Raw genomic sequence first — 15,169 nt, forward strand, 5'->3', positions numbered from 1 at the left:
CGGAACACTTCGTTCGACCAACTGATGGAGGCGGCGACGATCGGCGAGGGTGAGCTGTAAATAGCATCGAGACATCCAAAAATCTCCAGGGCGAAGCCGTTGAAATTACTGGCATGTCGCACTTGGAAATAGAATGTACCAGACCCTATCCATAAATCGGATAAGATAGATTATGGAACTAAACGATATGCCGAAATGCCCAAAGACGCTGGAAATCCGGTTTCCGCCTTGACCCGGCACCTCTCACAGCCTTAAGCGAAACGGCAGACGGAACCAACAGCGAAAGCCTGCACCGATGAGCGAGTTGCGCATTCTCTCCGACGCCCACATCCCGGAACTGCCGAACCGCTACAACGGCAAGGTCCGCGAGAATTACGATTTGCCGGATGGCAGCCGTATCATCATCGCGACGGATCGGCTCAGCGCCTTCGACGTCATCCTGACGGCCATTCCCTTCAAGGGCCAGGTGCTGACGCAGACGGCGCGCTACTGGTTCGAGGAAACCGCCGATATCTGCCCGAACCATGTGCTGGCCTATCCGGATCCGAACGTCGTCATCGGCACACGGCTCGATATCCTGCCGGTCGAGGTCGTTGTGCGCGGTTATCTCGCCGGCACGACCAGCACCTCGATCCTGACGAAATACCGCAAGGGCGAACGCCAGATGTATGGCATGACGCTGCTGGATGGTCTTCGCGACAACGAGAAACTGCCCGCGCCGATCATCACGCCCACCAGCAAGGCTTTTGACGGCGGGCATGACGAACCGCTTTCCGGTGAGGAAATCCTCGCACAGGGCCTGCTGACGGCCGAGCAATGGGAAACGGTGTCGCGTTATGCGCTGTCGCTCTTCGCGCGCGGCCAGGCCCGCGCGGCCGAGCGCGGCCTGATCCTCGTTGACACCAAATACGAATTCGGCACGGACAAGGACGGCCGCATCGTGCTCGCCGACGAGATCCACACGCCGGATTCAAGCCGCTACTGGATCGCCGAGAGCTACGAAGAGAGTTTTGCCAAGGGCGGCCGCCCGGCGAGCTTCGACAAGGACTTTGTCCGCGCCTGGGTCACCGAGCGCTGCGATCCCTACAAGGATCCGATCCCGGAGATCCCGCGCGACCTGGTCGAGCAGACGTCGAGGGTCTACATCCAGGCCTTTGAACAGATCACCGGAAAGACCTTCGTGCCGGATCTCTCCGGCGCGACCGTGCTGGAGCGTATCCGCAAAAATCTCGCGCCTTATTTCGCCTGATCGTCGGCGAGTTCCACCTCGAAGCGCAGGCCGTCGAACGCCGGTTCCACATGGGCCGGCGTTTCCTTTTGCACGGTGTCGTAGTCGAGCGGCACATGCATATGGGTCAGGATGGCGCGCGCCGGCTTCAGGCGTTCGATCCATTCCAGCGCCTGGCTGAGCGACAGATGGCTCGAATGGAAGCGGTATTGCAGCGCATCGACGATCAGCACGTCCAAGCCTTGCAGGCGCGGCACCGTCTCGTCCGGAAAGTCGCTGATATCGCTGCAATAGGCGATGTCACCGATGCGAAACCCCAGCGAATGGATCGAGCCGTGCACCTGGAGCAGGGGCTGGAACACGATCGAGCCCCCTGCTCCCGATATCGTCACCGGCGCGTCCATCGGTTCGATCAGGTTCTCCGTCACGATCGGCGGATACATGCTGCCCGCCGGCGTCTTCAGGCAATAGCCGAACCCCTCGCGGATGCGCTCCATGGTGATGGCATCCGCCCAGATCGGCACCTGCTTGCGATTGAGCAGCACGAAGCCGCGGATATCGTCGATGCCGTGGATATGGTCGGCATGGGCATGCGTGTAGAGCACCGCGTCGATGTTTTCGACGGCGGCGGCGATCATCTGCGTGCGGAAATCCGGCCCCGTATCGATGACGACGGTGGTGCAGCCGTCCGGCCCGAACTGCTCGACGAGGAAGGCCGCGCGGGTGCGGCGGTTTTTCGGGTTGGCCGGGTCGCAGGCGCCCCAATCCCCGGTGATGCGCGGCACGCCGGGCGACGAACCGCAGCCGAGAATGGTGAAGCGCCGCCGACAGACCACGGCTACACCCGCGGCATTTTCGAGAAGATGCGGAAGGCGTTTTCGGTGGTGATGCGGGCGATCTCGTCTTCGCTGACACCGACCGTCTCGGCGAGCACCGCCGCGGTATGCGCCACATAGGCCGGCTCGTTGCGTTTTCCGCGGAACGGTTTTGGCGCGAGGTAGGGCGCGTCCGTTTCCACCAGCATGCGCTCCAGCGGCACGGTCTTGGCGATCTCGCGCAGCTCTTCCGATTTCGGGAAGGTCAGGATACCGGAGAAGGAAACATAGCCGCCGAGTTCGACGCCGACGCGCGCAAGCTCCGGGCCGGAAGAGAAACAATGCAGCAGGAAGGGGAAGGCGCCCTTCCCTGTTTCCTCCGTCAGCATCGCCGCCATGTCCTCATCCGCCGCGCGGCTGTGGATGACGAGCGGCAGGCCCGTTTCGCGCGCGGCCGCGATATGGTTGCGCAGGCCGATCTGCTGGGCGTCGCGCGGTGCATTGTCGTAAAAATAGTCGAGGCCCGCCTCGCCGATCGCCACCACGCGCGGGTGTTGCGAAAGTGCGATCAATTCCGAGACCGGGATATCCAGTTCCTCATCCGCATTGTGCGGATGTGTGCCGACCGAGCAGAAAACCGACGGGTACTTTTCGGCGATCGCGAGGATCGTCGGGAATTTCCGCACCCGCGTCGAGATCGTGATCATCTGCTTCACGCCGGCCGCGTGCGCCCGCGCGACGATGTCGTCGCGCTCCGCTTCGAAATCCGGAAAATCCAGATGGCAATGGGTGTCGATCAGCATCGCCGCGTCACGCCTCGGGCGCCACGTAGCGCGGGAAGACCGGCGTGGGCGCCTCCAGCGGCGTGCCGCTGACGAGACGACCGGCCTCGCCGAGTGCCGCAAAGTCGCGTTTTTCGACGGGAGCCGCGACGAGATCGAGCATCTTGCGGCTGGACTTCGGCATGAACGGCTGCAGCAGGATGGCGATCTGGCGCACGACTTCCGCCGTCACGTAAAGCACGGTGCCCATGCGGACCGGATCGGTCTTCTTCAGCGCCCAGGGCGCCTCGCCGGCGAAATAGCGGTCGGCCTCCGAGACGACGGCGATGATCGCGGCCAGCGCCTTGTGGATCTGCTGCCGGCCCATTTCCTCGCGGGTCAGCGCATGAAGCGCGTCGACGGAGGCGAGCATCGCGCGGTCGGCATCGGTGAGTTCGCCGCAGTCCGGCACCTTGCCGTCGCAGTTCTTGACGATCATCGACAGCGAGCGGCTGGCGAGGTTGCCGATGCCGTTGGCGAGGTCGGAGTTGATGCGGGTCGCGATGCCCTCCTCGCTATAGCTGCCGTCCTGGCCGAAGGAGACTTCACGCAGGAAGAAGTAGCGGATCGGGTCGAGCCCGAAATGGTTCACCAGGTTGACCGGATCGACGACGTTGCCGAGCGACTTCGACATCTTCTCGCCCTTGTTGAGCAGGAAGCCATGCGCGAAGACGCGTTCGGGCAGCGGCACGCCGGCCGACATCAGGAAGGCCGGCCAGTAGACGGCGTGGAAGCGGATGATGTCCTTGCCGATGATGTGGATGTTCGCCGGCCAGTATTTTGCCCGCGGGCCTTCCGGGTCGGTCAGGTAGCCGGTCGCGGTAATGTAGTTGGTCAGCGCGTCGACCCAGACATACATGACATGCGCCGGGTCACCCGGCACCGGAATGCCCCAGTCGAAGGTCGTGCGCGACATGGAGAGGTCCTTGAGGCCGGACTTCACGAAGGAGATCACCTCGTTGCGGCGCTCGGCCGGGCCGATGAAATCCGGATTGTCCTCATAGTGCTTGAGGAGCTTGTCCTGGTAGGCGGAGAGGCGGAAGAAATAGCTCTCCTCCTCGACCCATTCGACGGGCGTGCCCTGCGGTCCGTAGCGCACGCCGTCGTCGCGCTTCTCGGTTTCGCTTTCCTGATAGTAGGCCTCGTCGCGCACGGAATACCAGCCGGCATAGCTGTCCTTGTAGATGTCGCCATTGGCGGCCATGCGGCGCCAGATCTCGGCGCAGGCCTCGTAATGGCGCTCTTCGGTCGTGCGGATGAAGTCATCGTTCGACGCATTAAGAAGAACGGCCATATCCTTGAATTCTTTCGAATTCCGATCGGCAAGTTCGCGCGGGGAAATGCCCTCCTTGCGCGCAGTCTGCTGCATCTTCTGGCCGTGTTCGTCTGTGCCCGTCAGGAAGAACACGTCGCGCCCGTCGAGCCGCTGGTAACGTGCCATGGCATCCGTCGCGATCAGCTCGTAGGCGTGGCCGATATGCGGCTTGCCGTTCGGATAGGAAATGGCGGTCGTGATGTAGAAGCGGGACGTATCGGTCATGGCAGCGTTCTGTCTTCGGTTGTGCAATGCCGCAAGGTATTAGACCATGCAGGCGGAGAGGGAAACAGCAAGTTGACTTAAAGCGAGGCGCGGATGTCGTCGAGCACGCTGATGATCGTCTGTTTTCGATCGAGATTATAGGCCTGCGCGACGGTGATGCGCTCGTTAAGCAGCGATGAGAGCTGGGCGAGGCGATCGGCGCTGGACATGTCGCCGGCAAGGGCGGCGGCGCGGGCGGCGTCGGTCACGAAATCGGTGGCGTGCTGGCAGAAGAAGGAAAAGACGGTGTCGCTGTCCTTCGCCGACAGCACGTCGGCGAGTTTGTGCACGTCCCGGCGCGGCGGCTCGGCGGGGGCCGTGACGATGGTGCGAAAAGCCTCGACGATGTCGAAGCCGCCGTAGTTCACCAGCTTCAGCGCTTCGGAAACGCTGCCCCTGGCGGCGGAGAGCACGTCCCCTGCCCGCGGACCCGACGGCGCCGCACCGAGACTGTCGAGCGCTGCGGCCAGATCGTCTTCCGACAGCGGCGACAGCGCCAGCGGCAGGCAACGCGAGCGGATCGTCGGCAGCAGTTTTCCGGGCGCATGGGTCAAGACGAGGAACAGCGAGCGTTTTGGCGGCTCTTCGAGGATTTTCAGGATGGCGTTGGCGGCGTTGCGGTTCAGGTCATCCGCCGGGTCGATGATGATGATGCGCCAGTTGCCGGTGCCCGAGGTCTGCGCCAGGAACTTTCCGGCCTTGCGCACCTCGTCCACCGTGATGGCCGATTTCATCTTGCCGGACTTCTCGTCGACCGGACGGGTGAGATGCAGCAGGTTATGCGAAGCACCCGCAGCCAATTGACGGGTGATGGGTGCTGCGGGTGACGGGTCGGCAATCGTCTCCGGCGCCTCGGCGGGCTCCGAGTGATGCAGCACGTGGTTGGCGAAGCGGAAGGCGAGCGTTGCCTTGCCGATGCCCTGCGGCCCCTCGATCAGGATGGCGTGGTGCCCCTTGCCGGAGCGATAGGAGCGCGCCAGAAAGGCCTCCGCTTCGGCATGGCCGAAAAGCTTCGTCTGCTCGGCGGGGTGAACCGCGCCATCGAGAATGCCAGGCCGCTCGTCGCTCACGAGACGTGCTCCGGCCGACCCTCGGCGGTGATCGGCAGCAGCGGCTCGACGATGGAATACACCTGCGCGGCGATTGCCTCCTGCGTCTGCGTCGCATCCACCACCCGGCAGCGCAGCGGCTCGCGCTCGGCGATGTCGAGGAAGGCCTCGCGGCGTTTTTCGTGCGTTTCCAGCTCTTCCTTCTCGAAGCGATCGGGCTCGGCACTCTCGCCCGCCCCAGTGCTGCGCTTGCGCGCGCGTTCCAGGCCGATGGCGGCCGGCAGATCGAAGATGATCGTGCAGTCCGGCACGACGCCGTTGACGGCCACGCGCTCCAGCGCTTCGATGAACGGCTGCTCCAGATTGCCGGTGATGCCCTGGTAGACGCGCGAGGAATCCATGAAACGATCGCAGAGCACGACGGTGCCCGCCGAAAGCGCCGGGCTAATGACCTGCTCGACATGATCGCTGCGCGCGGCGGCAAAGAGCACCGCCTCCATGCGAATGCCGTAAGGCTCCGCGGCACCGGAAAGCAGCACGTGGCGCACCGCCTCCGCCCCTTTTGAGCCGCCGGGTTCGCGTGTCATCAGCACGGTGAGGCCGCGTTCACGCAGGGACGCTGCCAGAAGCCGGATCTGCGTCGACTTTCCGGCGCCCTCGCCGCCTTCGAACGTGACAAACAAACCCGGTGCGGCAGACAAATCCTACTTCCATTTCCCTGGCAATATCCGGCAAGGCCGGGATGACTCGGGATCACTACTAACCCATGTTTCCGGCAGGCGAAACGCTTTTCGCCCCGCTTTGCCCCTCAGATCCAGAAGAAGAACAGTTCGATCACCGCGTCGAGCGCGCGGGCGCGCAACGTGCCCTCGCCCACGCTGCCCGCCGTCGTCACCGGCACCTCGCGCAAAAGCTGCTTGTCGTTCCAGATTTTCAGCGTGCCGACCGCCTGCCCCGGCGTGACCGGCGCGCGCACCGGCCAGTTATAGACGACGCGCGCGACGAGGCGCTGCGAATTGTCCTTCGGCAGAAACACGTCCACCTGCTCGCCGGCGACCAGCGGCACCGTCGAGGCATCGCCGCCATAGACGCTCGCATCCGCAATTGCCTCGCCCGCCTTGAACAGCGTGCGCCGTTCGAAGGAGGAGAGCGCCCATTCGATGATGCGGCGGGATTCCTCGATGCGCGTCTTCTCGTTCTCCATGCCGCCCATGGCGAGCAGCAGGTGTTTGCCATCCCGGTTCACCGCGGCCACGATGGAATAGCCGCCCTCCTCCGAAAAGCCGGTAACGAAGCCCGTCACGCCGATATTCAGCGCCAGCAACGGATTGCGGTTGCGCTGCTTGATCTTGTTCCACTCGAATTCCGGCTCGAGATAGTAGCGCATGTGCTGCGGATAGGTCGTCTGCAGGTGGCGCGCGAGCAGCACCATCTCGCGCATCGTCACCTTGTTATCCGGGTTCGGCAGGCCGGTCGCATTGGCGAAGTTCGATTTCACCAGCCCGAGCGCCCGCGCCTCCTCCGTCATGCGTTCGGCAAAAGCGCTCTCCGAGCCGGCAATGCCCTCGCCCAGGATGATGCAGGCATCGTTGGCGAACTGCACGGTGACGCCGCGGATCAGATCCTCCACGCGCACATTCGATTTCAACGCCGCAAACATGGTGGAGGTGCGCGACGGCGCGCCGCCGGTCCGCCAGGCATATTCGGTCACGTTGTATGACGTCTCGAGCGTGATGCCGCCGCCGGCCAGCGCCTTGAACACCGTTGCCATGGTCATCAGCTTGGCGAGTGACGCGGCCGGAACGACCTCGTCCTCGGCGCGGGCGAACAGCACCGTGCCCGTCTCCGCCTCGATGAGATAGACCTGCTTGGCCTTGACGTCGAAGCCGGCTTGCGGCGCTGCGGACTGGGTGTGCGCGACGCTGATGAGGGACAGGAAAAAGACGAGGACGGCGAAAAGGCGGCGATGCATGGCGACTCCGGATGTCGTCACACTCCCACAGCCGCCCGCATTGCGCAAACGGCTTTGGGAACGCGGGAGGTCAGCCCGCGTTATCGGCGAGCGCGGAGAGCGGCGTGAGCTTTCCGTCGATCGTCAGGATGGCATCGAAGGCGCCGGCCGCATCGCGCACGCGCTCGTCCGCATAGGCGGCGGCATAGCTCGGGTCGGCGGAAAGCTGCGGAACGAAATTCGGCCGTTCCATCGGCAGCGGACCGATCTCCGGCAGCATGACGAACTGCTCCATCGCCTGGAAGGCATCCGCCGCCGGCGTCGTCTTGGCAAGCGCCGTCATCGTGCTCTTCCCGGGAACCGTAAGCGTGCCCTCACCCACACCCGGCAGCGCGCTGTCATCGGCGGAAGCCACCATCACGCCGGTCGCGATCTGGCCGCCCGGATCGACAGCCGGCACGCGCGAGCCCTTGGTGACGTAAGAAGCCATCAGGTAGGGCATGTCGTTGCCCTCGAGCGGCGCCTTGCCGACATATTGCACGCGCACCTTGGCCGTGCCGGTGCGCTTCATGTCGAGCAGGTCGGCGGTCTTCGAGGAAACGTCGATCACGCGGCCTTCATGGAACGGACCACGATCGTTGACGCGCACGACGACCGACGTGCCGTTCTCCATGTTCGTGACGCGGGCATAACTCGGCAGCGGAAATGTCGGATGCGCGGCGGAAAGATGGAATCGGTCGTAGACTTCGCCATTCGCCGTCCTGCGGCCGTGGAAGGCGGAGCCGTACCAGGATGCAAGGCCGGTCTTGTTGTAGCCAAGCTCTTCCTGCGGCTTGTACCACTTGCCGCGCACCTGATAGGCCTTGCCGAGCTGGTAGCGGCCGCCGCCCTTCGGCACGGCCTGCCCGTCCTCGACGACGCGCGGGCTCGCCTTCACGCCATATTCGGATTCGGAGAAATATTCCTTGCCGCGCACCTTCTTCTTGGTGGGCGCCGGTGTCGTCGTGGCACAGGCCGCAAGGCCCGCGCAGACCAGCGGAATAGCCAGCAACCGCAGGCCCATGCCAAACCGGGTCACGTTCTTCTCGAAGTATTTATGTCCCACGCCGCTATTGTCCCCGACGGTGCGCCAGCCAACCTGCCTTGCCCCTGCAAGCCGGCCGTCAATGCCACTCAGTAAATAACAGTCCATTAATCATGCCAATAAGATGGCAAAATTGCGAATGGATGTGAACCCTGCGACGAGCTTCGATGGATTATGGTTTCCATATGGTTAAAGCGCGCGCAGTTTCATCGGCGCGCTTGGCCCATCGCGCTCAAGATGTCGGTATATGCAGCACGTCGAAGAGCTGTTCGGGATCACGCACGCCGTGTCGGTACAGGGTGATGATCGAGCGGGCGAGCGAACGGGCCCGCGCCTCGTCGAGGCTGGGGCTCTTGGCCGCCGTCAACCGGATGAAAACACCTTTCAGGATATCGAGATCCTGCGGTTCAAACATGCCGATATGCGTAGGGTCCCGAAGCACATCCATTGCCGCCTCCCCATTCTCGCATCCCAGCCGGCAAACATTGCCCGTGGCTGCGTGATAAAGCTAGGACGACAATGCGTCAGCAACAAGTCGGGAAAAGTTGCAGGGTATGGCGGAAGAGGTGGGATTCGAACCCACGGTAGACTCTCGCCTACGCCGGTTTTCAAGACCGGTGCCTTAAACCGCTCGGCCACTCTTCCAGGAAGGCGATCTTTTCCCGGTTCTGGAAAAGCTGCGACACCGGTTGCACGCCGGTTTGCCGCCCCTTCGGCGATGCGGCTTTTTAGCAGCTTTGCCTGTCTCGTCAATGTGGGACTTGTTTTCAACACAATGGCTCCCTATATCACCGTCATCGGCCTTGCTGATGAGCGCTGGAAAGCTTCTGCCGCTCGCGATGGCCGCATCACCTGATGCTTTTGACCACGGATGTACTGGCACGGGTGAACAGGTGATGATGAGGAAGGTCGGTGCGGTTTCGCCCCGGCCTTTTTTATTGCCGGAACAATCGGCGGCGGCAACGGTTTTGGTTCCGTCACCAGAGGAGGCTGGCCATGGAACAGACATCCACCGCAAAACTCGCCGCAGACTATGTCCGCCTCGGCGGGCGCCGGCTCGGAAAGATCGACGACAACCATGTCAGCACGCGGCAGTGGAAACACGAGACGCGCGCCGCCGAAGCGTTCTGGAACGCCCATATCGCACCGCTCGATGAAAAGCGCCGCGACGAGGTGATCACCCATCTGCCGACGATCAACGAGGTGTGAGGGCGCGTCGAACGGGCGCCTCCCCCATATGTTGTTGAAAAGCCTCAACCGGCGGGCCCCGTTTACCCCGACGCGCACTATTTGTTAGCAAAACGTTACTTGCCCACACTCCGCCACGATCTTCACCATGAGATGCGGTGCGACCGGAACCAAAGCACCGGATTCGCCGTTATCGTGCCAGTTAGAAGGAGTGCACAGATGAACAAGAAGCTTGGAACGGTCCTCGCGCTGAGCCTTGCACAGGCTCTCGCAACCACGGCTGGCGCTGCGGACATGGTTATTCGCGAAGAAGCGCCGGTCTCCATCGACCGCGGCGATCGCGACGGTGTCAAGATCGGCATGCTGACCTGCGACGTGGGCGGTGGCGTCGGCTATGTGATCGGATCGGCCAAATCCGTCGATTGCGTCTTCTCGTCGACCCGCGGCGAGCACGACAGCTATTCCGGCGTCATCCGCAAGATGGGCGTCGACCTCGGATTCACCACGCAGGGCCGTATCGTCTGGGCGGTTTTCGCGCCGACGGCCGGCTACCACAATGGTTCGCTCGGCGGCCTCTACCAGGGCGCCACGGCGGAAGCCACGCTCGGCTTCGGCGTCGGCACCAACCTGCTCGTCGGCGGCACGTCCGGCTCGATCCATCTGCAAACGATCAGCGTCAGCGGCCAGATCGGCCTGAACCTTGCCGCCACCGGCACGTCGGTGACGCTCACGCCGCAGGGCTGAGACACGAAACGGGCGGCTTCGGCCGCCCTTTTTTATGGATGCGCGCCGGCGATCTGCTAGAGTTTGTCAGGGAAAAGTGGGAACCGGTTTCCCGAAAAGACAAACGAAAACAAAAGAAACTAGAGTCTGCCTTCAGTCTGAACCAGGCAGACTCTAGATTTCGAGAGGACAGGAGTTCTTACCATGGTCCGCATCGTCCTTGCCTTTGTCGCCGTCGTTTCACTCGCCGCCTGCACCACCGGCTCTCCCCGTGCGATCGAGCCCATTCCCGGCAGCATCACCTATGGCGGCCAGCCGCGCGCGAAACTCGTCAAGGCACCCATCGGCAGCACGTTCGACCACACGTTCAATGATCAATATGGCCGCCCGGTCGTGGAAACCTATCGCATTGAGCCCGATCGCTCGTTAGTTCTGATCCGCCGATACGTGCGAATCGAGTATTTCTGAGGCGATTACGGCAACGGAGACGACCCATGCTTGAAAGCACCGACATCGAACTGGAAGACGAACGGCTGAAGCAGCTCGACATTCTGGCCGAAGAGCGCGCCATGACGCCGCCGGAACTGCTTGCGCATTACACCTCCAGTTCCTTCGGCTTCCATGAGGCGGTGCACACGACCTCGATCGTGCTCGATCTCGTCGACGACCAGCTGCTCCACCACCCCGCCATTGCCGGCAACACGGAATGGTTCCGCCTTGCGGCGCGCGCCAGCGAATCGCTGTTCAACCTCTACCAGGCGATGGGCGCGGCACAGCTCGCCACGCGGGCGGCGGATGAGGGCATGCGGCCGGAAGAGCTGAACGCCAGCAACGACGACTGAAGCGCGTCGCGATCTTTCCGATTCGCGTCTTGCGCGGGGCGGCGGGCCGCCCTACCCTATCCTCTTGAATTCCCACGGAATCAGGATAGACGCGCTTGCCCCATGCGACACCGCTGATCGCCACGCTGGTTGCCGGTATCTGCCTCGCCTTCCTCGCGGGGCTGGTCGCCCATCGTTTTCGCCTGCCGCCGATAGCCGGCTACCTTTTGGCGGGCGTCGTCATCGGCCCCTTCACGCCCGGATTCGTCGCCGACCAGAATCTGGCAAACGAACTGGCGGAGATCGGTGTCATCCTGCTGATGTTCGGCGTGGGGCTGCATTTTTCGCTGAAAGATCTTCTCTCGGTGCGGGCGATCGCCATTCCGGGCGCGCTTGGCCAGATCGTCGTCGCGACGGTCTTCGGCCTGCTGCTGGCGCTTGCGATGGGATGGTCGGCGGGCAGCGGTTTCGTTTTCGGCCTGTCGCTCTCCGTCGCCAGTACCGTGGTGCTGCTGCGCGCGCTGCAGGAGCGCCGCATGGTGGAGACGGAAAAGGGGCGCATCGCGGTCGGCTGGCTGATCGTCGAGGATCTCGTCATGGTCTTGACGCTCGTCCTCCTGCCGCCGCTTGCCGGCGTGCTGGGCGGCACGGCGCAGACCGCCGATATCGACCCGGACCTGACGCGCGCGCTTGGCATCGGCGCGGTCTGGACGGCGGTCGGGGTCACGGCGCTCAAGGTTTCCGCCTTCATCGCGCTGATGCTGGTGGTCGGCCGCAAGGTCATTCCGATGATCCTGCATTACGTCGCGCATACCGGCTCGCGCGAGCTGTTCCGGCTTTCGGTCCTGGCGATCGCGCTCGGCGTCGCCTACGGTTCGGCAAAACTCTTCGGCGTGTCCTTCGCGCTCGGCGCCTTCTTCGCCGGCATGGTGCTGGCGGAATCGCAGCTGAGCCAGCAGGCCGCGCGCGAAACCCTGCCGCTGCGCGATGCCTTCGCGGTGCTGTTCTTCGTCTCCGTCGGCATGCTGTTCGATCCGGTCAACCTCGTCGAGCGGCCGCTGGCGATCCTCGCGACCTTCGTCACCATCGTCTTCATCAAGTCGGCGGCAGCCTACCTGATCGTCAAGGCCTTCGGTTATCCGCGCACGATCGCTCTCACCATTGCCGCGAGCCTGGCGCAGATCGGCGAGTTCTCCTTCATCCTCGTCGTGCTTGGCGTCGGCCTGGACCTGCTTCCTGCCGTGGCACAGGATCTCGTCGTCGCGGGCGCGCTGTTTTCCATCCTGGTCAACCCGCTGCTGTTCATGGCGGTCGACCATTATGGCGCAAAGCTGCATGCCGCGGAGGAAGCGGAGAGCGGCGAGGATGCCGCCGCACAGCCGGAGGAACCGGACGAGGACGAGCCGGAACCGACCACGCTCACCGACCACGCGGTGGTGGTGGGCTATGGCGGCGTCGGCAGGCGTGTCGTCGAACGTCTGCGCGGGGCCGGCATTCCTCTCATCGTCATCGAGGAGCGGGCGGGCGTCGCCGACGCGCTGCGCGAACAGGGAATCGAGGCGATCGGCGAACCGGCGGGCAATCGCGGCGTGCTGGCGCAGGCGAACATTGCCGGCGCGCGCTGGTTCGTGGCCGCCATTCCGGATGCCTTTGCGGCCGGCACGCTGATCGAGCAGGCGCGCTCGGCGAATGGCGCGATCGCCATCGTGGCGCGGGCGGCGTCCCGGGCGGAGGAGGTTCATCTGCGGCAGTTCGGGGCCAATCACATCGTCATCGCCAAGGAGGAGGTCGCCTCGGCCATGGCCGAGCAGTTGCTTGCCTTGGAGGCGGAAAAGGCGCGTCGGTCGACCGATGGCGGTGGCGCGCAGGGCGAGCTGGATCTCCCCGCGCCCTCCCCGACCTGACTAGTTTTCGTGCCGCAGCGCCTGGACGACGCGCTCCCGCCCGACCCTGATGACATTCTCCATGGCGCGGCGTGCGCCCTCCTCGTCCCGCTTGTCGATCTCCTCGACGATGCGGATATGGCTGGTCGACACGTCGGCGATCTTGCCGCGGTCGGCGGCGGGCGACGAGAGCTTGAAGGCGCCGACGAGCCCGGCCTCGATCAGGCTGCCGAGCGTGCGCAGGAAGGGGTTGCGCGAGGCTTCGAGCACGGAAAGGTGGAATTTCAGGTCCGCCATGGCGAGCGTTTCGGCCGTATGCTCCGGATCGCCCATCGCGACGGCAAGGCGCATCATCTGGCTGATATCGGCCTCGGAGGCATGGCGGGCTGCCAGCGCCGCCGCGTGCGGTTCGAAGGCGAGGCGCACTTCGGAAAGGTGCAGCAGAAATTCCTCGTTGACGCCGACGGCGAAATACCAGGTGAGGATATCGCCGTCGAAGAGGTTCCACTGGGTATTTGGCGTGACGCGGGTGCCGATCCGGGCGCGCGGCACGACGAGGCCCTTGGCGGCGAGCGTCTTCATCGCCTCGCGCAAAACCGTGCGGGAGACCTTGAAGCGGGCGGCGAGATCGGCATCGCCCGGCAAGGTCGCACCGACCGGGTAGTCGCCCGCGATTATGGCTCTTCCGAGTTCGTTGACGACCTGCGCGTGACTGGTGCGCGTGTTCATCCCGCTGATGACGGTTTCTAGCAAACCCCTGCGCAAAGACGTCCCTCCTGCGCCCCGGACCCACCCCTTTTGGTCCGGAACATCAGGCAGATATAGAGCGCGCCGCCGATTCCGCAAAGGCCGATCGTGTCATCGCGCTTTCACAATGAAAAAGGCGCCTCTAACGAGGCGCCCCTTTATCGTCGCGGGTCGGGAAAGCTTATTTCGGCAGCTGGTCATCGACGCCGGCGATGTAGAAATTCATGCCGAGCAGCGTGCCGTCGTCGGAGACGGCTTTGTCCGCCAGCCAGTCCGAGCCGTCCTGCTTCTTGATCGGGCCGGTGAAGGGGTGAAGTTCGCCGGCGCGGATTTTGGCTTCCGCCTCTTCCGCGAGCTTCTTAACGTCGTCCGGCATGTTGGTGTAGGGCGCCATGGTGAGGATGCCGTCCTTCAGGCCGTCCCAGACCTGTTCCGACTTCCACGTGCCGTCGATAACGGCCTTGGTGCGCTTGATGTAATAGGCGCCCCAGGTGTCGACGATGGCGGTCAGCTGCGTTTCCGGGCCGGCCTTGATCATGTCGGATGCCTGGCCGAAGGCCTTGATGCCGCGTTCGGCGGCAACCTGCATCGGCGCGGTCGTGTCGGTGTGCTGGGTCAGGATGTCGACGCCCTGGTCGATCAGCGCCTTGGCCGCATCGGCTTCCTTGCCGGGGTCGAACCAGGTGTTGGCCCAGATGACCTTGACCTTGAAGTCCGGGTTTATCGACTGCGCGCCGTGCACGAAGGCGTTGATGCCCATGACCACTTCCGGGATCGGGAAGGAGGCGATGTAGCCGGCGACGCCCTTCTGGGACATTTTGGCCGCGATCAGGCCCTGGATGTAGCGGCCTTCATAGAAGCGCGAATTGTAGGTCGCGACGTTCGGGGCGGACTTGAAGCCGGTCGCATGCTCGAACTTCACGTCCGGGAATTTTTCGGCGACCTTGATCGTCGCGTCCATGAAGCCGAACGAGGTGGTGAAGACCAGCGCGCAGCCGGAGCGGGCCATGCGCTCGATCGCGCGCTCGGCATCCGGGCCTTCCGGCACGTTTTCCAGGAACGGCGTTTCGATCTTGTCGCCGAATTCGGCCTGGAGCGCCTGGCGGCCGATGTCGTGCGCCTGAGTCCAGCCGCCATCGGTCTTGGAGCCGACATAGATGAAGCAGATTTTCGTCGTGTCCTGGGCGTTTGCGGCAGCGGCGAAGCCGAGGACGGCGGCCGAGGTGGCGAGAGCGAGAATGATTTTCTTCATTTTATCCTCTGGGTTGGAAGTGGCTGTT

General features: G+C 63.7%; 16 protein-coding genes and 1 tRNA gene. 6 read left to right on the forward strand and 11 right to left on the reverse strand.

Annotated features, from left to right (window positions below):
* Window positions 1-304: 304 nt before the first annotated feature.
* Complete coding sequence (locus VGN93_RS01185; protein ID WP_327506068.1) at window positions 305-1,249, forward strand: phosphoribosylaminoimidazolesuccinocarboxamide synthase; 945 nt, start codon at window positions 305-307, stop codon at window positions 1,247-1,249.
* On the opposite strand, the gene VGN93_RS01190 is transcribed toward VGN93_RS01185, so the two are convergent.
* The 9 genes from VGN93_RS01190 to VGN93_RS01230 all read right to left on the reverse strand — a co-directional run bounded on the left by VGN93_RS01190 (window position 1,237) and on the right by VGN93_RS01230 (window position 9,172).
* Window positions 1,237-2,064, reverse strand: coding sequence for an MBL fold metallo-hydrolase (locus tag VGN93_RS01190; RefSeq protein ID WP_327506000.1), 828 nt, complete (start codon window positions 2,062-2,064; stop codon window positions 1,237-1,239). The two genes, VGN93_RS01185 and VGN93_RS01190, sit on opposite strands and share 13 nt — an antisense overlap.
* 2 nt (window positions 2,065-2,066) lie before the next feature.
* Window positions 2,067-2,846, reverse strand: a complete 780-nt coding sequence (locus tag VGN93_RS01195) for a TatD family hydrolase (protein ID WP_327506001.1) — start codon at window positions 2,844-2,846, stop codon at window positions 2,067-2,069.
* A gap of 7 nt (window positions 2,847-2,853) precedes the next feature.
* Entirely contained in the window at window positions 2,854-4,404 is a 1,551-nt protein-coding gene (gene metG, locus VGN93_RS01200) for a methionine--tRNA ligase (protein WP_327506002.1), read from the reverse strand.
* Window positions 4,405-4,481: 77 nt separating this feature from the next.
* Window positions 4,482-5,513 (reverse strand): DNA polymerase III subunit delta', encoded by a 1,032-nt coding sequence (locus VGN93_RS01205; RefSeq protein ID WP_327506003.1) that lies wholly within the window; start codon window positions 5,511-5,513, stop codon window positions 4,482-4,484.
* Window positions 5,510-6,193: a dTMP kinase gene (gene tmk / locus VGN93_RS01210; RefSeq protein ID WP_327506004.1), complete on the reverse strand. Its 684-nt coding sequence runs from the start codon at window positions 6,191-6,193 to the stop codon at window positions 5,510-5,512. The genes VGN93_RS01205 and tmk overlap by 4 nt, the downstream gene beginning before the upstream one ends.
* Before the next feature lie 107 nt (window positions 6,194-6,300).
* Window positions 6,301-7,464 (reverse strand): D-alanyl-D-alanine carboxypeptidase family protein, encoded by a 1,164-nt coding sequence (locus VGN93_RS01215; RefSeq protein ID WP_327506005.1) that lies wholly within the window; start codon window positions 7,462-7,464, stop codon window positions 6,301-6,303.
* Window positions 7,465-7,534: 70 nt separating this feature from the next.
* Entirely contained in the window at window positions 7,535-8,506 is a 972-nt protein-coding gene (locus VGN93_RS01220; RefSeq protein ID WP_327506069.1) for a septal ring lytic transglycosylase RlpA family protein, read from the reverse strand.
* A 253-nt stretch (window positions 8,507-8,759) separates the two neighbouring features.
* Window positions 8,760-8,975, reverse strand: coding sequence for a hypothetical protein (locus VGN93_RS01225; protein WP_327506006.1), 216 nt, complete (start codon window positions 8,973-8,975; stop codon window positions 8,760-8,762).
* 107 nt (window positions 8,976-9,082) lie between these two features.
* A tRNA-Ser gene (locus VGN93_RS01230) sits at window positions 9,083-9,172 on the reverse strand.
* Between the two features lie 351 nt (window positions 9,173-9,523).
* Here VGN93_RS01230 and VGN93_RS01235 point away from each other — a divergent pair.
* The 5 genes from VGN93_RS01235 to ybaL all read left to right on the forward strand — a co-directional run bounded on the left by VGN93_RS01235 (window position 9,524) and on the right by ybaL (window position 13,163).
* Window positions 9,524-9,736, forward strand: a complete 213-nt coding sequence (locus VGN93_RS01235) for a hypothetical protein (protein ID WP_319323716.1) — start codon at window positions 9,524-9,526, stop codon at window positions 9,734-9,736.
* 198 nt (window positions 9,737-9,934) lie between these two features.
* On the forward strand, window positions 9,935-10,459 hold the full coding sequence (locus VGN93_RS01240; RefSeq protein ID WP_327506007.1) for a DUF992 domain-containing protein: 525 nt from the start codon (window positions 9,935-9,937) through the stop codon (window positions 10,457-10,459).
* Window positions 10,460-10,642: 183 nt separating this feature from the next.
* Window positions 10,643-10,906 carry a hypothetical protein gene (locus VGN93_RS01245; RefSeq protein WP_327506008.1) on the forward strand — a complete coding sequence of 88 codons (264 nt, stop codon included), beginning with the start codon at window positions 10,643-10,645 and terminating at the stop codon, window positions 10,904-10,906.
* A gap of 26 nt (window positions 10,907-10,932) precedes the next feature.
* Window positions 10,933-11,280 carry a hypothetical protein gene (locus VGN93_RS01250; protein ID WP_327506009.1) on the forward strand — a complete coding sequence of 116 codons (348 nt, stop codon included), beginning with the start codon at window positions 10,933-10,935 and terminating at the stop codon, window positions 11,278-11,280.
* Window positions 11,281-11,375: 95 nt separating this feature from the next.
* Window positions 11,376-13,163, forward strand: a complete 1,788-nt coding sequence (gene ybaL, locus VGN93_RS01255) for a YbaL family putative K(+) efflux transporter (protein ID WP_327506010.1) — start codon at window positions 11,376-11,378, stop codon at window positions 13,161-13,163.
* Here the strand turns inward: ybaL and VGN93_RS01260 are convergent, their stop codons facing one another.
* On the reverse strand, window positions 13,164-13,871 hold the full coding sequence (locus VGN93_RS01260) for a FadR/GntR family transcriptional regulator (RefSeq protein ID WP_327506011.1): 708 nt from the start codon (window positions 13,869-13,871) through the stop codon (window positions 13,164-13,166).
* Between the two features lie 199 nt (window positions 13,872-14,070).
* Window positions 14,071-15,141: a BMP family ABC transporter substrate-binding protein gene (locus VGN93_RS01265; protein WP_327506012.1), complete on the reverse strand. Its 1,071-nt coding sequence runs from the start codon at window positions 15,139-15,141 to the stop codon at window positions 14,071-14,073.
* Window positions 15,142-15,169 lie beyond the last annotated feature (28 nt).

Origin of the sequence: Shinella sp. (assembly GCF_035998705.1) — a bacterium.
Taxonomy (GTDB): domain Bacteria; phylum Pseudomonadota; class Alphaproteobacteria; order Rhizobiales; family Rhizobiaceae; genus Shinella.